We start from the raw sequence: 18,481 nt of genomic DNA on the forward strand, positions 1-18,481 counted from the left end.
GGTTTGCGTGACTCGCCGGCGCTACTCGGAATCGCGCGGTTCTCGGTCCGCACCGATCCAGCTCTCCGTGACGTCCTCGAGCGACTCGCCGATCTTCCGTCCCTGGTAGCCGAAGATGTCTTCCGCGCCGTCAGCGGACATGATGATCGGCCAAAACGGCTCGTCTGCGGTCAGCTCCTCCCCGTCGACGGTCGCGTAGACGGTCCCCTCCGGAACGCGTTCGAAATTTTCGACGTGTAACTCGTAGGACTCCCCGTCGGGTTTCGGAACGGGCTCGCCCATGTGGAAGAAGTCCGGATCGGCGTCGGGTGGCTCGTCGGGAAGCGCGTCCACCCGTTGGAGGAACGCGCGAGCCTGGTATTCGGCCGAATCGGCCGCGTCATCGGAGTCGTCCGCGGCGAGTTCGATCTCGACGGTGAAGCCACACGTCGTGATCGTGTGCTCGTTCACCCCCCAGTGGTCGACGACGTGCGGAACGGGGAGCTCCGAGGCGAGTTCGAACTCGCGCTCCTGAGCGCTGTGCACGAGCGCGAACGGCGTCGGCTCGGCCTCGGTACCGTGCAGCGAGAGCGTCGTCCGGCCGTCGACGAACTCGCAGAGCCGGGCGGCGATGCGTTCCTCCCGGTCGCCGTCCGGGTCGCCGGGGAACACGCGGTTGAGATCCGAGTCGAGGTAGCGTTCGCCGGCCTCGATAGCCGCCGGATTGGCGAGGACGAACGCGACGCCACGCTGCAGGTCGAGGTCGGCCTCGCGCAGGCGGCGCACCGCCCGGATGCCGCTCATCTCGTCGCCGTGGACGCCGGCGACGACCACGACCTCGGGATCCCCCGGCCCTCGAAACGTCACGTCTAGCGGACCGAAACCCTCGTCTGTTGTACTCATTCTGGCCTCGGCCGCAGTAGTCGATCTGCGGAAAAGACGACGGTGCTTGCATCTGTCGGAAAGTCGGATACCGTTTCGAATGCCGGACCGATCAATCGGCGTGCTCGGACGTTCGACCCGACGCGCGTGCGGACTCCTCCAGCGCCTGCAGGTTCGGGAGGAATCGGCCCGTCTCCCGGTAGACGCCGCCGAGCAGGATCGCGCCGGCGACGACGGGGAGGATCGCACAGGCGACGTAGATCGGCCAGAAGCCGAACAGTTCGACGAGCGGGAGGGAGACGATCGGGCCGAGTCCGCCGCCGATATCACCGAGGACGTTGTTCGTCCCGACCGCACGCCCCATCCGCTCGTCGGGGGTGAGATCGGCGAGCAGCGCCATCAGGGGACCGCTGGTGCCGCCCTGTCCGGCGCCGATCAGCAGACACGCAACCGTGAGCGTGACGACCGAGTCGGCCATCGCGAGCATGATGAAGCCGACGAACGACGTGCCGAGAAACACCAGCAGCGTCGGAATCCGTGACTCCGTCCGGTCGCTGACGTAGCCGCCGAGGAACATGAAGACGCCGGCGGCGACGACCGTGACGGCCATGAAGATCCCCGACGACGCCTGCGCGTCGAAGCCGAAGACGCTGAGATCGTTCCGGTCGAGAAAGAGCACCAGCGTCGCGAACAGCGCGCCGATGTAGGCGAACAGCACAGCGAAGTTCACCAGCCCGACGGTCAGCGCCGGAACGCTCGTATCGACGTCCCACGGCGAGACCGAGCGGTGTTCGTCGCCCTCGATGTGGGTCTCCGGGATCGTCGCGTAGGCGATCACGCTCGCGAGAACGGCGAACAGCGTCGCGACGACGAACGCCGAGACCGTCCCCGAGAGCTCGCTGATGAGCCCGCCGATGACGACGCCGCACGGGAATCCGAAGAGGACGCCGCCGCGGATGAGTCCCATGTTCGCGCCGCGCGAACTCCCGTCGCTGACGTCGGATGCGATCGTGTACGCGGTCGCGAAGACGGCCGCGCTGCCGACGCCCCAGATGATCCTCGAGCCGAGGAACCACGCCGCGGGAACGTCCGGGAGGAACCACAGTTCGGGCCGTGCCGAGATCATGGCGACGACGTAGCCGAACGTCGCGACGGACTGGACGATCATCCCGGCGACGAACGGTTTGCGCGTCCCGACGCGGTCGACGAGCACGCCGGCCGGCGCGTTCGCGAACAGCCGAGAGAACCGGTTCGCGCTGAGGATGAGTCCGACGAGAAACGGCGAGATGCCGAGGACGATGCCGAGGTTCGGCAGAATCGGGAAGATCACGCCGCCGCCGAAGCCGACGAAGAACGTACTGAGGATAACCGCGCCGATTACGACCGAGTGACTCGTCTCCGCGCCGCTCACGGCGTCTCGCAGTCGCCGAACGGGGTTTTTCGAGCCCACGGCGCTACGACCCGCGTCCGTCGGTTTCGTTCGCTCGGTCAGCGAGACCTCGACGATCGGTCGGCCTCGAGTTGCTGGGGCCGTCGCTGTGTTTCTTCGCCACTTGACTAACCAGTTAGTCAGTTCCGCTCAAAAGGGTTTGGGATGACGATGGTCGTGTGCAGAGCACTCACTGAACACTCGTTCGTCCGACCGGCCGAAGCTGTCAGTGCCTCAACTGCGGATCGTCACCGAGGCCAGGCTGTACGCGCCAGCCTGACGCGTCGCGGTCGACACGGAGACGGTCGAAGCAGCCGTACGACAGCGGCAACTCGCACGAGAAAATTGGCACCAGCTAATATCCCAACGATGTTAGACTAAATTACACCCAAAACTACTTTCGTTAAGCAGAGAAGTAATGGTACCGTACACCATCAGTACGAACCAGCGTTCGAGAGACGACACCACAGTCGTCCGATCGGACGGAGTTCACCAGCCACTATGAGCGATACCTACTACGAACGTCTCGTCGACGAGGACGCGCTCGCCGCGCACCTCGAGGAGCATCTCGGTGAGGCGGACGACTACGACGTCGAGCGGCACCAGGAAGGGCATTCGAACGAAACGCTGTTCGTCACGTGGGGTGACCGCGAACTGGTCATCCGCCGGCCGCCGCCGGGCGAGACAGCCGACACGGCCCACGACGTCATCCGGGAGTACAGCGTGATGAACGCGGTCGCCGACACCGACGTTCCGGTTCCCACCCCGGTGCTCGCCTGCGAGGATCACGACATTATCGGCAGCGACTTCTACGTCATGGATCGACTCGAGGGCGACGTGCTCCGGGAAGGTGAACCGGAGCGGTTCGCCGACCCCGACCAGCGTGAGCGGATCGGCGAGGAACTCGTCGACACGCTGGCGAAGATCCACCGACTCGACTACGAGGAGATCGGTCTCGGCGAGTTCGGCCGGCCCGCCGGCTACACGCAACGGCAGGTCGACCGCTGGGGCAAACAGCTCTCGTGGGCGTTCGAAGTCACCGAAGACGAGCGGGAAGTTCCCGTCCTCCACGAGGTCGGCGACTGGCTCCGGGACAACGTGCCCGAGGGACACCCGCACACGCTCGTCCACGGGGATTACAAGCTCGACAACGTCATGTTCGCACCGGGCACGCCGCCCGAACTGATCGCCGTCTTCGACTGGGAGATGTCCACCCTCGGCGACCCGCGCGCCGATCTGGGCTGGATGCTCTCCTACTGGCGCGACGCCAAGGATCCCGAGCCGTCGATTCCCGAACTCACCACCCGCTTTATGGAGCGAGAGGGGTACTCCAGCCGAGCCGAACTCGTCGCGCGCTGGGAGGAGCTTACCGGACTCGAGTTCGAGCACGAGCGGTTCTACCGCACGCTCGCCGTCTACAAGCTGGCCGGTCTCGGCGAGATGTTCTTCCGCCGGTATCTCGAGGGCAACAGCGACAACCCGATGTATCCGAAGATGGAGGAGCGCGTGCCCGCGCTGGCCGATCGTGCGAAGCGGATCATCGACGGCGACGAGCCGCTGTAACGGGTTTTCGATCGAATACCTTGCTTTCGCGTTACGGCCGACTCCACTCGAGCGATCACAGCGAACGCAGTTGGCGCGCTGAACCGCGACCTCGTCGCGGTTCGAATCGCGAGGGATGAGCGAGTGAAACGAGCGAATCGGTTGGGGAGGGCGTGGCAATCCCTAGTGGCCAGGTTGGCTTTGTTGAAATCCTCTTTTTTGGTTACCTGAATTCATGAAACTACTGCTCACTACACATGCGAATGGATCAGTAACCTCCAGCAGACCTATAGTGGTGAAATACTAATGTTAGGTCGACAATATTGGAATAGAACATGACTGAAAGTATCATACAGGGACTGAAGTCCCAAAGCTACGCAGTACAAATACTGGTTATTGGTGTGATTTTTGCCCCAATCGGATTTGGATTAGGGTATCTATTGGGGCCTTCGATAGGCTTCTCGGAACTTGAAGGCGGGATAATTGGCCTGCTGGCAATTCATACATCGGTTATTTGGTTCTGGGTTACGCGCCAAGCGCAGGCAAGCACTTCACCCGCGTGAACTGGTTCTATCAAGCAGACCGATCTACGTCTCGTCTTCACTGTTCGCTTTCGTACTTATGAATTTAACTTGATAAATGGCTTAGTCTGCAAACTGCGGTCTCCTATGGTGGTTATACTCAATTTCTCGCGGTACCAGCTTGTTCTGTACTGATCGGTGGAAGGTTCGATCGAGATTATGGACGATACACGAAAAGCAAGTTCACGAAACGGCTTCCACCAGTGCCGTGAACGGATGAACGCACCGTACGTACGCTCGAGTCGAGCGTTCACCGTATCGCTCTGATTCCGTTGAGCGTAGCGGTCAGCATCCAATCGAACGTACCGCGCTTTCTGGAGTGAGGAGAATTCAGGGACTTTCACGTCCTCCCCGGCCGACTCGCACGCTTACGGGTCGCCCTTCCCCGTCTACTCCTCACGCGATATCGCCGGCTGACCTCACTTTCGTTCGGCAGCCGATAGCGCGTGCCACCGCAGATCGACTTTCAGCACACGATATGTACAGGATGTCAATACCATTCCGTTCATTCTACCAGAGTCCGCTCATTCTGATTAGCATCCGTTACAATATTGGGGGAATAGACTCGAGCCGCCGTTACCGAAGTTCATCCCAACCCCGAAACACCGTACGCGCGGAACAACCGGAAACAACGTGCTTAACATTGCTAATTCGCTGTCGGTGGTATTAAGACGATTCCGGTAGATCACACGACCATGTCACTGGACAGCATCGACCGCGTCGCCGTGCTTGGCGCGGGCAACATGGGGCACGGGATCACCGAAGTGACCGCGATGGCCGGCTACGATGTCACGATGCGTGACATCAAAGACGAGTTCGTCGAGGACGGCTACGAATCGATCGCCTGGAGCCTCGAGAAACTCGAGGAGAAGGAACTGATCGACGAGTCCGCCGACGAGGTTCTCGACCGGATCGAGACGACGACCGACCTCGAGGCGGCCGTTTCCGACGCCGACCTCGTCATCGAGGCCGCGCCGGAGAACCTCGACCTGAAACACGACATCTTCAGCGACCTCGAGGCGTACTGCGACGAGGAGACGCTGCTCGCGACGAACACCTCGAGTCTGCCGATCTCGGACATCGCGGAGGCCGTCGACACGCCCGAGCGCGTGCTCGGTCTGCACTTCTTCAACCCGCCGGTCAAGATGGATCTCGTCGAGGTCATCTACGGCGAGGACACCAGCGATGAAGCGGCCGAAGCCGGCTACGAGTGGGTCGAGTCGATCGACAAGACGCCGATCTACGTCCGCAAGGACGTCCGCGGCTTCGTCGTCAACACCATCGTCGGCCCCTTCGGCGGCGAACCCGCGTTCATGGTCTCGGAGGGCGAGGCGACGATCCGAGAAGCCGACGCCACGATGTCCCACGAGCGCGGCTACCCGATGGGGCCGTTCGAACTCGCCGACCTCACCGGCATCGACGTCGGCTACCACGTCCGCAAGGAGGGCGGCAGCCCGATCCCGCCGATCACGGAGGAGAAGGTCGAGGCCGAGGAGCTCGGCCAGAAGACCGGCAAAGGCTTCTACGACTACGAGGACGGCGACGGCGCCGACTACCAGCCCGACGACGTCGACGACTTCGACTGGCTGCGCGTCGAAGCGCGCATGATCAACCGCGCGGCCTTCCTCGTCGGCGAGGGCGTCGCCACGCCCGAAGAGGTCGATACGGGCGTCCAGCTCGGGCTCGGCTTCCCCGAGGGCATCTGCCGACGAGGGGATAAGATCGGTCTCGACAAGGTTCTCGAAAAACTCGAGACCCTGTATGAGGAGACCGGCTCCGACCGCTTCGAGCCCCACCCGTACCTCGAGGAACTCGTCGAGGAGGGCAAGACCGGGGAAGACGCCGGCGAAGGCTTCTACGAGTACGACGGCGACGACGGCGGACTCGACTCCTATCACGACCTCAACGCGGAACTCGAGGACGGCGTGCTGCGAGTCGAACTCGACCGGCCGTCCCGTATGAACGCGCTCTCGGGCGACCTGCTCTCCGAGATCGACGACCTGTTCTCGTCGGTCGACACCGACGAGGTTCGGTGTGCGGTAATCGAGGGTGCGGGCGACCGCGCGTTCAGCGCCGGTGCGGATATCTCCGGCTTTAGCGGCGTCGAACCGACCGACCTGATGGACGTCACGCCGGCCTTCGAGACGGTCAACGACTTCCCGCGGCCCGTCGTCGCGAAAGTCGACGGCTACTGTCTCGGCGCCGGACTCGAACTCGCACTGGCCTGCGATCTGCGACTTGCGACGGAGCGCTCGGAGTTCGGCGCTCCAGAGATCAATCTTGGCCTGATCCCCGGCGGCGGCGGTACGCAGCGACTCCTCCGGGTCCTCGGCGAGACTCGCGCGAAAGAGATGGTCTTCCGGGGCGAGCACATCGACGCCGACCGCGCCGAAGACTGGGGCCTGATCAACCGATCCGTCGACCGCGAAGCGTTCGACGAGACCGTCGACGAGTTCGTCGACGACCTCCGCAACGGCCCGCCGATCGGCCTCGAGATCGCCAAGAAGGTCATGAACGAGGGCGAAGACGCGAGCCTCGAGGCCGCCCTGACCATGGAGAGCCAGGGCTTCGGGCTCCTGACCAGCACGGACGACGTGCTCGAGGGGACCATGGCCTTCGCCGAGGACCGCGAGCCCGAGTTCGAAGGCGAATAAATGTCTCCGGAATCTGAACCGGAGCCGAAAGCGGATCCGTCGACCGACTGGCCCGAGTGGGCGTCGTTCGTCGAGCGCCACGGCTATCTGTCGTGGCTCGACATCAGCGTCGACCAACTCGAGGACGGGACGGCCGTCCTGACCATCGACCACGACGAAGAGTTCGAGAATCCGGTCGGAAACGACGGCTACAATCCGGTCCACGGCGGCATCGTCGCGACCCTGATCGATACCGCCAGCGCGTTCGCGCTACGGACGACCTTCGAAAAGCCGAGTCAAGCACGCCTGACGACGACCGATCTCAACGTCTCGTATCTTCGCCCGGCGACGGGTAACCTCCGCGCCGAAGCGTCCGTAGTGCGGGCCGGCGGGACGACCGGTGTCACCGAGGTCTCCGTCACCGGCGCCGACGGCGAGGCGGCCGTCGGTCGGACCACGTATCGACTGTTTCGAGACGTGGACGAGAACGAGACGTAACCGACCCGGATCCCGGGCGTTCCCTTTCGGTGACGATGCTCGAGCGCGACGGGTCGTCCTATTCGGACTGTTCTTCTCGTAGCCCCTCGTAGATTCGCGGATCCGTCCGGAACTTCAACACGTTGTGGACCGACGAGTTTCGGATGTTCGCGATCACGTCGCCGTGTTCCTTGTAGCAGTTGTGGATCCACTTCGAAATCTGTTCGGAGCCGCGGAACATCATGACGGTTTTCCACTGATACTCGCCGTCGGAGAGGAAGAAAAACAGGGTGTGTTTGTCCTCTTTGATGTGTATCATCGCGTCTCGCCAGCTGTCGGCGAAGTGTTCGGTGTTGAACTTGAACTCGAACAGCGCGAAGGTGTAGTACTCTTCGTTGGGGATAATCGCCTCGCGAAAGACGCCTTCGTCGCGCATTCGGCGGATCGATTCGCTAACGGTAACGTGCGAGACGTCGATGTCGTACTCTGACTTGAGCACGCTCGTCAGCTCCCGCGAGGAGAGCTGTGGATCGTCCGAGAGCTCACACAAAATGGCGATATCGCGGTCTTTGAAGTCCCAGTTCGGCGATTTGTCGTCGGTCATGCTATCGTCTCCATCTGTAATCTCTGAGTGTGCAGTCGTTCAATCCAGACCGTCTGAGAACCGATCGCCGCAGGCGGCCGGTCCCGGTCGTGGTTCTACCCGTGTCACATCCCCGATTGGATTTCCATTGTAAAGTTGTTTTGGATGGATTTCGAGGAGTCTGTCGGACCCTCCGATACCACCTTCTCGTAGAATATTCTCGATCATATATGTGTTTTCGTAGTGAGTAGTACCCTATACACTAAGAAAGCAGTCAGTTATCTACATCTCGACTTCTATGGTGCCATGTGCTCGAACCGTCCGTGGCCATACAGTGTGGACCATTTTCCGACACATGGGAATCAAATGGGTGTTTGGTGGATGAGTTTGGACTCTTAGCCACCAACCTACTCGACACGTGGTTCTTTACGCCGAATTAACCACTCGGTTTCGTTCGCTATCTCACGGATTCACCTTCTCTCTGGGCGAATATGCGATTTTCTAACTATCTCGGCCCTATCGAAGTACTAGATATTATAATACTCTGTACATTTGGTAATTATGGGTTAACGATGTCATCAAGCGAACGTCTACCAGCCAGGACATAATATGTTATTGATGGAAAGCCGAGCCGCGGAGCGAGAAGGTATCCGCGTCCCTTACCCGATGCAACTGCCTCGAGTGCTCACTCGTCCAATCGAACTGATCGTGAAATCGTCGGTTGTGAACAATCGTCGTGGAAGTACGAGGCGAAAGCCCGCCCGAGAGGGCGGGGAAGATAGCACGGTCGGATAGACCGTACCGATGGCTCTCCCGGACCGTGACCGCACGGCCTCGTCGGTCACGTCGCGTGTGTCACTCCTTTCGCTTGATGAGGAACTTCATGTCGCCCTGGAAGACGACGGTATCGTCCTGATTCGTCATTTCGGTGTCGAGGACGACGATACCCGCCTCGTCGTGGTCGACGTCTTTCGTCTCGCTGACCTCCATCTCGAGCGAGATCGTATCACCGATGTACACCGGATTCGGGAGGTCCATGTAGTTCATGCCCAGGAACGCGTACGCCGTGCGCTCGACGATCCCGGATCGGTAAACGAAGCCGGTCGCGTGGACGAACGTCATCGGACCGTGGGCGATTCGGCCGTCGAAGGGGCCCTCCTCCGCGTACTCCTTGTTCGTGTGCAGTTCCGTCCAGTCGCCGGCCAGCGCCGAGTGCATGACGAAATCCGATTCGGTGACGGTTCGGCCGACGCTCTGGAACTCTTGACCCGCTTCGAAGTCTTCGAAGTGATGTGGCTCGTAGCTGTATGCCATATGTGGACATCCCAATCACGGTACAAATAGTTTACTTCGACGACGAGAACCGGAGATCCGGCGCAGGATTGATGACGCGTCTCCGTTCGAACCGGGTGCGAACACCACTCTCCGACCGTCGTCGCGACTACCGGTGGTCGTAGACGCGTTTTACCTTCCCGACTTCCGTCCGTTCGATGCTGTCCGGATCGACGATGTTCAGTTCGTCCGGCGTAAACGAGAGGACGTTCGACAGGCGGGTGAGGATGCGATCGCGAAGGTCCTCGACGTCGCCGTCGAACTCGGGTTCGCGTTCGATCGTGAGCTCGAGGGTGTCCAGGTTGTTCTCGCGATCGAGGTCGATGCGGTAGTAGGGGGCAACGGCGTCGAACTCGAGGACCACGTCTTCGATCTCGCTGGGGTAGAGGTTGACGCCGCGGACGATCAACAGGTCGTCGGCGCGGCCGGTAACGTTGTCCATCCGGACCATCGTTCGCCCGCACTCACACTCGTCGGTGGTCAGCGTCGTGAGGTCGCCGGTGCGGTACCGAAGCGCTGGCAGCGCCTCCTTCGTGAGCGTGGTTAACACGAGTTCGCCCTCTTCGCCTTCGGGACGCACCTCGCCGGTCTGGGGGTCGATCACTTCGGGGTAGAAGTGATCCTCCCAGATGTGCAGGCCGTCCTGAGCTTCGTGGCACTCGTTGGAGACCCCGGGGCCGATGATCTCCGACAGCCCGTAGATGTCGATCCCCGTGACGTTGAGACGCTCCTCGATCTCCTCGCGCATCGGATCGGTACAGGGTTCGGCGCCGAAGATCACCGTCGACACCGGGAGCTCTTCGATGTCGATACCCATCTCCTCGGCCGTCTCCGCGAGGTACAGCGAGTACGACGGCGTACAGGTGAGGACGTCGCTCTCTAAGTCCTGCAACAGCTCCACCTGCCGCTGAGTCTGCCCACCGCCGATCGGGATCACCGTCGCGCCGAGTTCTTCGATCCCGTAGTGGAGCCCGAGCCCACCCGTGAACAGGCCGTATCCGTAGCCGTTCTGGACGGTATCCCCCGGCTCGACTCCGGACGCGGCGAGACAGCGAGCGACGACTTCGCTCCACACGTCCAGATCACCCTCGGTGTAGGAGACGATTTTCGGCTTGCCGGTCGTCCCCGAGGAAGCGTGAATCCGCCGAAGTTCGTCGTCGTCCACGGCGAACAGGCCGTCCGGGTACTCGGCGCGGAAATCCTCTTTCGTGGTAAACGGTAGCTTGTCGATATCGTCGACCGTCTGTACGTCTTCGGGCTCGACGCCCGCCGCGTCGAGCGCCTCGCGGTAGTAGTCGACGTTCTCGTAGGCGTGGCGCACCGTTTCACGGAGTCGTTCGTTCTGCAGCTCCCGAATCTCCGTTCGAGGGGCTGTCTCTATCTGCTTATAACTCATCCTCACTCAACAATCCGAAGGGGCCCGATAAAAATCATGGGGTATGCACACGTGTCACTGACTAACATCGTGGGTGATACAACGCGGGCGGTCGAGCGCTCGCTGTCGGTTCCGAGAGGCACGACCATCGTCACTCAGCCGTATACAACTGCCCGAACCCGACTACAGCGGTGCTGCCCGAAGAATCTCCCTTCGAAGCGATGTTCACCATCGCGTTGCCGTCGATCAAGTCGGTCGCTCCGCGGGAGGCAACTGAACCGTCTCGACGATCGGTTCGTCGAACGGGAGCCGCATTCGGAGATCGTTCCCGTTGCGCTCGACCGTCTCGAATCCCATTCGGCGGTAGACGTGGACGGCTCGTTCGTTCGCCGCATCGACGTCCAACACGAGCGCCTCGTGTCCGGCGTCGGCGGCGACAGCGATAACGTGCCGACAGAGTTCGCTCCCGATTCCGCGATCGTGAAAGGCCGGATCCACGAACACGACGAACTGGGGCTCGAGGCTCGAGCGCGGCGAGTACGCCGCGTGGCCGATAACGCGGCCCCCGTGGACGGCGACGACGGTGAAGCCCCGCTCGAGTAGCCGCTCGAGCCAGTCTTCGATCCGAGCGCGCGTGGCCGGCGGGATCCCCATCGAACGGTGGCGCTGGGGGTAGTCGACGTACATGGAAACGAGATCCTCGAACCGCGAAGCCGAGTACGGTTCGACGAGGACGGGGTCACCGCGTTTATCGATAAACCGGGGACAGCGAGGCGGACACCCCTCGGTTCCCGTACAGTTCGTCGGATCCCACGCGGAGCAGGTGTCGGTCGTCATGAGCGGTCACACTCGAACGATGGTGTCGAGACCACATTACGGTCGACCCGTGTATTTACAGCAGTTATAAGCGACGAGGCACTGGTCGCTCGTGGGGGTCGAGACCGTACCGGCAACGGTCGCCCACGCTCGAGGTGCCCAGTCAACCGTTACTCGTCCGGACTGACGGTGACGACCGGCCTGTTGGTTCCGAGAATAACCGACTGGGTGACGCTCCCGAAGACGACTTTTCCCGTCGGCGACCGTTTACGCCCGGAGAGACAGAGCATGTCGACGTCCAGTTCGTCGGCTGCCGCGATCAACTCCGGTGCTGGGTCGCCGCTCGCTTCGTAGTACTCGTAGTCGATACCGCGTTCGTCGAACGCCGCGGCCGCGTGGCGAACGCCGTTGAGTTGCGGTATCGACCGTCCTTCGGGGTTGTTCTGAAACACGTGCACGAGTATCGCCGTAACCTCGTCGTTCGCCCCCGGAAGCGATTCGATCATCGACGCCTGTGCCATCGCCCGGTCTTTGTCGGTTTCGACCCCGACCAGTATCCGATACATAGAACGGCAATTGTGGACGTTCCACATAACGTTGCGGTCTCGTTCCCACACACTGGGCCGTTGCAGCGGTATCGAAGCCGGACACCGGCGGGCGCAGTTGCACTCGAAAGCGGCGTCAGCGTCCGCAGTCTGTCGAGGGTACACTCGTGCAAGCCGTCTGAACGACCGTCACGAGAACCAGTTCGCCGGGCGTGAACTAGACCTTCTCGCCGGACGCGTCCGAGCGGGGTCAGTCGTTCTGTTAGAATTCATACGGTACGTGGCGAACCAGTGGATACGGACAGCTGTACACCGATGGAAGGTCCGTATATCGCCGAGACGTACTTATAAAACCGCCATAAACCGGGGTCGATTTTTATAGTCGGGTGTAATCTACTGAAGGTATGACTCGAGGTGGCAAGTCACAGGGGCGTAGACGTGATATTCTCAAGGCGATTACCGCCGGTGGGGTCGCCGGAATCACCGGGTTAGCCGGCTGTGTCGGCGATCCGGACGAGATGGGGAACGGCGACGACGACGACTTCGATACGGTGCAGTTCGGAGTCCTCGAGCCGTTTACAGGGGAGTTCGCCGACCTCGCGGAAGAACGACATCAGGGGACCGAACTCGCGATCTAGGAGATCAACGAGAGCGACGAGTACGAGTTCACGATCGAGTACGACGACTACGACACGCAACTCGACCCGGCGACGGCGACCCAGCGGGCCGAGCAGGCGGTCCAATCCGACGGAGCGCAGTTCATCACCGGCTGCATCTCGAGTTCGGCCGCACTCGCGATCAACGACTTCGCACTGGAGAACGAGGTGCTATACACGCCCGGCGCGGCGGACACCTCGATCACGGGCTCGAACTGTAACGAATACGTGTTCAGGTTCGAGACGAGCACGGCACAGATCGCGGAAGTGATGGCCCAGTGGACCGCCGACGAACTTGGCGATCAGATCGTCTACCACATCGCGGACTACGCCTACGGCGAGTCGGTGCTGAACGAGGTCGAGACCCGAATGGAGTCGATCAGCGACGATTACGAACAGGTCGGTGTCACGCGCTCCGATCCGGGATCGACGGACTTCGAGGCGTTCATCAGCCAGATCGCGGACGTTAGCGACGAGGCTGACGCGCTAGTCGTCGGGATGACGGGAGCCGACCTCGGCATCTTTCTCTCGCAGGCCGGCGCACGCGGATTACAGGACGAGATTCCGATCGTGACGACGACCGGTTCGTTCCGAGCCGTCCGGGCGGGCGCCGGCGAGGGTGCCTACAACACCTACAGCGGCGTTCGGTACATTCCAGAGATCGAAACCGGCGACAATCAGGAGTTCGTCGAGGCCTACGAATCCGAGTACGACGATCCGCCGGACAACTTCTCGCGCGTCGGCTACGAATCGATCCGGATGGTCGCCAACGGCATTCGCGAGGCTGGGTCGCGAAATCCGTCGACGGTCGCGGAGACCCTCTCGGGGATGGAACACGACACGATCTTCGGCCCGAACGAGTTCCGCGAGTGCGATCAGCAGGCGATGAACCCGGTCTGGATGGGCGAGTGCGTCGAACCGGATTCAGGTGAACTCGCCGACGTCGAACTCCTCGAGGAACTGTCCGGTGAAGAGGCCGCACCCGACTGTGAGGACACGGGCTGTGAACTGTAATACGAGTGTCTGTTCCTCGATTCGGTAACCTATGATAGGCTCACTCTCACAGGCACTGTTCGACGGGTTGACGATCGGCGTCGTGTACGTGCTGTTGGCCGCCGGACTCTCCGTCATTTTCGGCGTCATGCACGTCATCAACTTCGCTCACGGCGAACTGTTCGCGCTGGGTGCGTACTTCGCACTGGCGTTAGTCGTTCCGTTCGGTGGAACGGCGTTTTTCGTCGCACTGTTCGTCGCGCCGCTGCTCGTCGGCATCGTCGGCGTCGCGATCGAACGATACACCGTGCGGCCGCTGTACGGGCGAAACCCGCTATATCACATCCTGCTCACGTTCGGACTGGTACTGGTGATAAACGACCTGATCTACCTGGTCTGGGGGCCGGGGAGCGTCAGTCTGCCGCGGCCGGCGGTCCTCACGGGGACGATCGACATCCTCGGAATCAACGCGAGCGTGTACAACACGTTCATCATCGTCTTCGGTGGCGCGATGGCGCTCGCCGTCTGGGCGACCCTCGAGTACACGAAGTACGGGCTGATCATCCGCGCCGGCTCGCAGGATCGCCAGATGGTCCGCAATCTCGGAATCGACATTGACCGCTACTATTCGCTCGTGTTCGGCATGGGTGCGGCGCTCGCCGCCTTCGCCGGGATCATCCTCGGTGGCTACCAGACTGTCAGCCCCGAGATGGGGATGTCGGTCATTATTCCGGCGTTCGTCATCGTCGTCCTCGGCGGACTGGGGAGCTTCAAGGGTGCCGTCGTCGGCGGTCTCGCCGTCGGCATCATCCAGACGCTGTTACGCCATTACGCACCGATCTTCGAAGGGCTGGTGATATTCCTGCTGATGATCGCCGTCCTCCTCTTCCGGCCCCGCGGACTGTTCGGCGTCGAAACGGAAGAGGAAGGTGGCGACTTACTGACCGGCACCGACGGCGGACTCCTCGACAATCGGACCCGCAAACGGCTCGGACTCGCCATGGTAGCCCTGTTAGCGCTGGTTCCCCTCGGTGCGGGGACGCTGTACTCGACGTACGCCGTCACGCTCATGATCGAGATCATCATCTGGGGGCTGTTCGCGCTCAGCCTGGACTTCGTCATGGGCTACACGGGACTGGTGTCGCTCGGTCACGCTCTGTTCTACGGGCTCGGCGCCTACGCCGTCGCGATCACGCTGTTACACGTAAGCCAGTCCGCGTTCGTCGCGATCGCCCTCGCGATACTCATCTCCGCGGCCATCGCGTGGTTCGTCGGCTTCCTCTCGATCCGGGTCGGCGGCGTCTACTTCGCGATGATCACGCTCGCGTTCGCGGAGCTGTTCTACAACATGCTGTACCGGCTCGACATCACCGGCGGCTCCGAGGGGCTGTTCGGCATCTCGACGTACTACGGCCTCGCCGGAATCGGCATCGATCTCGGCGACATCGGGTTGTTCGTCGGTCCGGTGGCGCTGACCGGTCAGTCGCTGTTCTACTACATCGCACTGGGAGCGCTCGTCGCGTCGTTCCTGCTCACTCGCCGGATGCTCAACTCGCCGTTCGGCTCCGTGCTCAAATCCATCCGCGAGAACGAACAGCGGGCCACGTTCATCGGCTACGAGACGACCATCTACAAGCGACGCGCGTTCGTGATCAGCGGGGCGCTGGCCGGTCTGGCCGGCGGACTCTTCACGCTCAACTCGGGCTACGCGACGCCCTCGTTCGCCTACTGGCTCCACTCCGGTGAGGTGATCGTGATGGTCATCCTCGGCGGGATGGGAACGCTGTACGGACCGATCATCGGCGCGGGCGTCTTCTTCGGCTTAGAGGAGATCCTCACCGGCTTTACCGGCCGCTGGCGGCTGGTCCTCGGGACGATCTTCGTCCTGTTCGTGATCTTCCTCCCGCGCGGGCTGGTCTCGCTGCCGGCCCAACTCGCCCCGTACGTAACGGGTGGCTCCGGTCCCGGTCCGGAGCCAGCGGCGGACGAATCGGGCGTTAAGGGTGACGACTAATGGCCATGGAAACCACCGAAACGAATCAACGAACCGTCGGAGAAACGATCCTCGAGACGGACAACCTGGTCAAGAAATTCGGCCAGTTCACCGCGACGGATCGAATCAATCTGACGGTCGAACGCGGCGAGTTCCGAAGCATCATCGGACCGAACGGCGCCGGCAAGACCACGCTGTTCAACCTCATTACCGGCGCACTGCCCGCCACCGACGGCGCGGTGTACTTCGACGGCGAGGATATTACGACCCTCTCGCCGTCGGAGCGCGTTCGCCGCGGCATCGGCCGCTCGTTCCAGATCTCGAATATCTTCGGCGGGCTCACCGTCCGCGAGAACATCAGGCTGGCCTCCCAGTCGATCGATCGCGACCGGTACAACTTCGTCGAATCGCTGTTCAAACCGACCGACCGGTACGACCAGATGAACGAACGAACCGATCGCATCCTCGAGCGGATCGGACTCGAGGACGTCGCCGACGAGACGGCGGATGCACTTCCCTACGGTGACAAGCGACGCCTCGAGATCGGCGTCGTTCTCGCGACCGAACCCGAACTCGTCCTGTTCGACGAACCGACGGCGGGCATGAGCGTCGAGGAAACGCAGGCGACGATCGAGCTGATCGAAGAGGTGCTGGTCGATCAGACGCTGTTGCTCATCGAACACGACATCGAACTCGTCATGGAACTCTCGGACCGCATCACCGTATTGAACCGGGGCGAGATCCTCGCCGAGGGAACGCCCGACGAAATCGCCGCGGACGGGGACGTCCAGGACGCCTACCTCGGGGGGATGATGGAATGAGCGCACTGCCGCTGCTCGAGGTCGAAGGGATCTACTCGGGCTACGGCGAGACGCAGGTCCTGCGAGACCTGTCGCTGTCGGTTGGCGAGGGCGAGATCGTCTCGCTCGTCGGCCGCAACGGGGCGGGCAAGACGACGACGCTTCGAACCATCATGGGGATTCTCACGCCGACGAGCGGCCGCGTCACCTACCGCGACGAGGATATTTCGACCCTCGAGGCCACGGAAACGGCGAAGAAGGGGCTCGCATTCGTTCCGGAAGAACGCCAGATCTTCCCGGAGCTGACCGTCCGCGAGAACCTCGAACTCGCCGCCCACGGCGGCGCGCCGGACGTCGACTCGCTCTCGGTTGGCGAGGCGCTCGAGATGTTCGAGAACCTGCAAGCGCGGGCGACCAACGCCGGATCGTCGCTGTCGGGCGGCGAACAGCAGATGCTCGCGATCGCTCGCGCCCTCGTCGGCGGCGCCGATCTCATCCTGCTCGACGAACCGACCGAGGGGCTCGCTCCCTACATCGTCCAGGACGTGATGGATATCATCAACGAGCTCAACGACCGGGGAATCACCGTCTTACTGGTCGAACAGAACGTCCACGTCTGTCTCGAGCTCGCCGACCGCAACTACGTCATCAATCAGGGCGAGGTCGTCTACGAAGGCACTTCCGAGGAGCTGCGAGCGGACGAGGAGATCCTCGACAAGTACCTCGGCGTCACGGCCTGAACGCGAACAAATTTTCCGCGATTCAGGGCTTGTACACCCGTCCGCGGAAGGTCGCGATCCGGTCGTCGTCCTCGTCGGTGACGACGACTTCGTACTCGGCGGTTCGCGTGCCGCCGTGGGTTTCCTCGGCCGTCGCGGTTAGCACGGTCCCCACCTCGACGGCCTCGAGGTACGAAACGTTCGTCTCGAGCGCGACTGCCGTCTCTCCGTCGGCGTTCGAGGCGGCGGCGAACGCCGCGTCGGCGAGCGAGTAGATCGCCCCGCCGTGGGGCGTTCCGTGAAAGTTCGTTAGCGCTTCGGTGAGTTCGAGTCGGGTACTCGCCGCCCCCGACTCGAGCGAGACGAGGTCGATCCCGAGCGTGTCGCAGTAGGCGTCGCTCTCGATACGCTGGCGAACGGCGTCTGTGTCTGCCATACGGCACCACACCACATCAAGGATCAAGTATGTAGCGAAGCCAGAACCTCAACTGAATATCTGCTGGAACAGCGCCGCCTCGCCGCGTCGGAGTCGCTCGAGAAACGCCGATTTGCTGATCCCGAGTTCGTCGGCGACCGCCTCCGAGGTGGTCTCCCGCGGAATCGAGAAGTAGCCCAGTTCGAGGGCTGCACGGATGCACTCCTCCTGGGCCGGCGTGAGGTCCCACCGATGGCTGGGCGATTCTTTCGCTTCGGACTGTAAGGGATAGACGCGCTCGAGTTTGACGCCGACGGTTTCGCCGGCCGCCTCCATGACGCCCTTGAGGACGTCGCGACCGACGACCGCGCCGAAGATCATCGCGGCGCCGTCGCGATATCGAAGCGTCTCCACGATGAGGCCGCCGTCGATCAGCCGGTGGACGACGCAAGGCTCCTTCGAGAGACAGCGATACCGGTAGCGACCGTCGGTCCTCGAGACGTGCAGGTACGAGATTCGGTCGTCGTCGTCCAGGACGCGAGTGAGTTCCTCGCTCTTGGGCGACCCGAACTGGAGCAGATCGTAGCCGTCGCTGCGGTGTTGTGGCGGCTGGGCACCGACCTCGACGTCGACCGCTCGAGTCGCGTCCGAAAGCGGGCAATCGTCGTTCTGAACGCGGAATTCGACCGCGAGACATTCGTCGATCATGCGGGACGTATGGGCTCCGTTAC

Annotated in this window: 15 protein-coding genes and 2 pseudogenes; 7 read left to right on the forward strand and 10 right to left on the reverse strand. The window is 62.2% G+C overall.

From position 1 onward, the window contains the following. Nucleotides 1-21: 21 nt before the first annotated feature. Both BLT08_RS02805 and BLT08_RS02810 read right to left on the reverse strand, forming a co-directional pair. A complete protein-coding gene (locus tag BLT08_RS02805; RefSeq protein ID WP_090303257.1) occupies nt 22-882 on the reverse strand; it encodes a M14 family metallopeptidase in 861 nt (286 codons plus the stop codon). Nucleotides 883-973: 91 nt separating this feature from the next. Further along, the gene (locus tag BLT08_RS02810; protein ID WP_175529242.1) at nt 974-2,272 is read right to left on the reverse strand and encodes an MFS transporter; all 1,299 of its coding nucleotides are present in this window, start codon (nt 2,270-2,272) and stop codon (nt 974-976) included. A gap of 519 nt (nt 2,273-2,791) precedes the next feature. Here BLT08_RS02810 and BLT08_RS02815 point away from each other — a divergent pair. After that, nucleotides 2,792-3,853, forward strand: a complete 1,062-nt coding sequence (locus BLT08_RS02815; RefSeq protein WP_090303258.1) for a phosphotransferase family protein — start codon at nt 2,792-2,794, stop codon at nt 3,851-3,853. A 704-nt stretch (nt 3,854-4,557) separates the two neighbouring features. Here BLT08_RS02815 and BLT08_RS23315 read toward each other — a convergent pair. Then, nucleotides 4,558-4,757: pseudogene (locus BLT08_RS23315) on the reverse strand (IS5/IS1182 family transposase); the annotation flags it as partial. Nucleotides 4,758-5,108: 351 nt separating this feature from the next. Here BLT08_RS23315 and BLT08_RS02830 point away from each other — a divergent pair. Together BLT08_RS02830 and BLT08_RS02835 are read left to right on the forward strand one after the other, a co-directional pair. After that, nucleotides 5,109-7,067 (forward strand): 3-hydroxyacyl-CoA dehydrogenase/enoyl-CoA hydratase family protein, encoded by a 1,959-nt coding sequence (locus BLT08_RS02830; protein ID WP_090303260.1) that lies wholly within the window; start codon nt 5,109-5,111, stop codon nt 7,065-7,067. Further along, complete coding sequence (locus BLT08_RS02835; protein ID WP_090303261.1) at nt 7,068-7,544, forward strand: PaaI family thioesterase; 477 nt, start codon at nt 7,068-7,070, stop codon at nt 7,542-7,544. Between the two features lie 58 nt (nt 7,545-7,602). Here the strand turns inward: BLT08_RS02835 and BLT08_RS02840 are convergent, their stop codons facing one another. The 5 genes from BLT08_RS02840 to BLT08_RS02860 all read right to left on the reverse strand — a co-directional run bounded on the left by BLT08_RS02840 (nt 7,603) and on the right by BLT08_RS02860 (nt 12,195). Further along, nucleotides 7,603-8,127, reverse strand: coding sequence for a winged helix-turn-helix domain-containing protein (locus tag BLT08_RS02840; protein ID WP_090303262.1), 525 nt, complete (start codon nt 8,125-8,127; stop codon nt 7,603-7,605). A gap of 834 nt (nt 8,128-8,961) precedes the next feature. Beyond that, a complete protein-coding gene (locus BLT08_RS02845) occupies nt 8,962-9,420 on the reverse strand; it encodes a MaoC family dehydratase (protein WP_090303263.1) in 459 nt (152 codons plus the stop codon). Between the two features lie 127 nt (nt 9,421-9,547). Next, nucleotides 9,548-10,834 (reverse strand): phenylacetate--CoA ligase PaaK, encoded by a 1,287-nt coding sequence (paaK, locus tag BLT08_RS02850; protein ID WP_090303264.1) that lies wholly within the window; start codon nt 10,832-10,834, stop codon nt 9,548-9,550. Nucleotides 10,835-11,059: 225 nt separating this feature from the next. Then, entirely contained in the window at nt 11,060-11,650 is a 591-nt protein-coding gene (locus tag BLT08_RS02855; RefSeq protein ID WP_090303265.1) for a GNAT family N-acetyltransferase, read from the reverse strand. Between the two features lie 149 nt (nt 11,651-11,799). After that, complete coding sequence (locus BLT08_RS02860) at nt 11,800-12,195, reverse strand: universal stress protein (RefSeq protein WP_090303266.1); 396 nt, start codon at nt 12,193-12,195, stop codon at nt 11,800-11,802. Between the two features lie 497 nt (nt 12,196-12,692). On the opposite strand from BLT08_RS02860, the pseudogene BLT08_RS02865 reads away from it, so the two are divergent. The 4 genes and pseudogenes from BLT08_RS02865 (at nt 12,693) to BLT08_RS02880 (ending at nt 17,356) form a co-directional block, all read left to right on the forward strand. After that, nucleotides 12,693-13,844, forward strand: a pseudogene (locus BLT08_RS02865) (ABC transporter substrate-binding protein). A gap of 31 nt (nt 13,845-13,875) precedes the next feature. After that, nucleotides 13,876-15,837: an ABC transporter permease gene (locus tag BLT08_RS02870; protein ID WP_090303267.1), complete on the forward strand. Its 1,962-nt coding sequence runs from the start codon at nt 13,876-13,878 to the stop codon at nt 15,835-15,837. After that, entirely contained in the window at nt 15,837-16,637 is an 801-nt protein-coding gene (locus BLT08_RS02875; protein WP_090303268.1) for an ABC transporter ATP-binding protein, read from the forward strand. Before BLT08_RS02870 ends, BLT08_RS02875 begins: the two co-directional genes overlap by 1 nt. Further along, nucleotides 16,634-17,356 (forward strand): ABC transporter ATP-binding protein, encoded by a 723-nt coding sequence (locus BLT08_RS02880; RefSeq protein WP_090303269.1) that lies wholly within the window; start codon nt 16,634-16,636, stop codon nt 17,354-17,356. Before BLT08_RS02875 ends, BLT08_RS02880 begins: the two co-directional genes overlap by 4 nt. A 22-nt stretch (nt 17,357-17,378) precedes the next feature. Here the strand turns inward: BLT08_RS02880 and BLT08_RS02885 are convergent, their stop codons facing one another. Together BLT08_RS02885 and BLT08_RS02890 are read right to left on the reverse strand one after the other, a co-directional pair. Continuing rightward, the gene (locus tag BLT08_RS02885; RefSeq protein ID WP_090303270.1) at nt 17,379-17,771 is read right to left on the reverse strand and encodes a PaaI family thioesterase; all 393 of its coding nucleotides are present in this window, start codon (nt 17,769-17,771) and stop codon (nt 17,379-17,381) included. Between the two features lie 48 nt (nt 17,772-17,819). Then, nucleotides 17,820-18,458 carry a helix-turn-helix domain-containing protein gene (locus tag BLT08_RS02890; protein WP_090303271.1) on the reverse strand — a complete coding sequence of 213 codons (639 nt, stop codon included), beginning with the start codon at nt 18,456-18,458 and terminating at the stop codon, nt 17,820-17,822. Nucleotides 18,459-18,481 lie beyond the last annotated feature (23 nt).

Origin of the sequence: Natronorubrum texcoconense (assembly GCF_900100335.1) — an archaeon.
GTDB lineage: Archaea > Halobacteriota > Halobacteria > Halobacteriales > Natrialbaceae > Natronorubrum > Natronorubrum texcoconense.

What these genes read in the sequence shown, in the direction of transcription:
- BLT08_RS02805 (WP_090303257.1), bottom strand. Translation starts at nt 882, where the DNA reads ATGAGTACAACAGACGAGGGTTTCGGTCCGCTAGACGTGACGTTTCGA.
- BLT08_RS02815 (WP_090303258.1), top strand. Translation starts at nt 2,792, where the DNA reads ATGAGCGATACCTACTACGAACGTCTCGTCGACGAGGACGCGCTCGCC.
- BLT08_RS02830 (WP_090303260.1), top strand. Translation starts at nt 5,109, where the DNA reads ATGTCACTGGACAGCATCGACCGCGTCGCCGTGCTTGGCGCGGGCAAC.
- BLT08_RS02835 (WP_090303261.1), top strand. Translation starts at nt 7,068, where the DNA reads ATGTCTCCGGAATCTGAACCGGAGCCGAAAGCGGATCCGTCGACCGAC.
- BLT08_RS02840 (WP_090303262.1), bottom strand. Translation starts at nt 8,127, where the DNA reads ATGACCGACGACAAATCGCCGAACTGGGACTTCAAAGACCGCGATATC.
- BLT08_RS02845 (WP_090303263.1), bottom strand. Translation starts at nt 9,420, where the DNA reads ATGGCATACAGCTACGAGCCACATCACTTCGAAGACTTCGAAGCGGGT.
- paaK (WP_090303264.1), bottom strand. Translation starts at nt 10,834, where the DNA reads ATGAGTTATAAGCAGATAGAGACAGCCCCTCGAACGGAGATTCGGGAG.
- BLT08_RS02855 (WP_090303265.1), bottom strand. Translation starts at nt 11,650, where the DNA reads ATGACGACCGACACCTGCTCCGCGTGGGATCCGACGAACTGTACGGGA.
- BLT08_RS02860 (WP_090303266.1), bottom strand. Translation starts at nt 12,195, where the DNA reads ATGTATCGGATACTGGTCGGGGTCGAAACCGACAAAGACCGGGCGATG.
- BLT08_RS02870 (WP_090303267.1), top strand. Translation starts at nt 13,876, where the DNA reads ATGATAGGCTCACTCTCACAGGCACTGTTCGACGGGTTGACGATCGGC.
- BLT08_RS02875 (WP_090303268.1), top strand. Translation starts at nt 15,837, where the DNA reads ATGGCCATGGAAACCACCGAAACGAATCAACGAACCGTCGGAGAAACG.
- BLT08_RS02880 (WP_090303269.1), top strand. Translation starts at nt 16,634, where the DNA reads ATGAGCGCACTGCCGCTGCTCGAGGTCGAAGGGATCTACTCGGGCTAC.
- BLT08_RS02885 (WP_090303270.1), bottom strand. Translation starts at nt 17,771, where the DNA reads ATGGCAGACACAGACGCCGTTCGCCAGCGTATCGAGAGCGACGCCTAC.
- BLT08_RS02890 (WP_090303271.1), bottom strand. Translation starts at nt 18,458, where the DNA reads ATGATCGACGAATGTCTCGCGGTCGAATTCCGCGTTCAGAACGACGAT.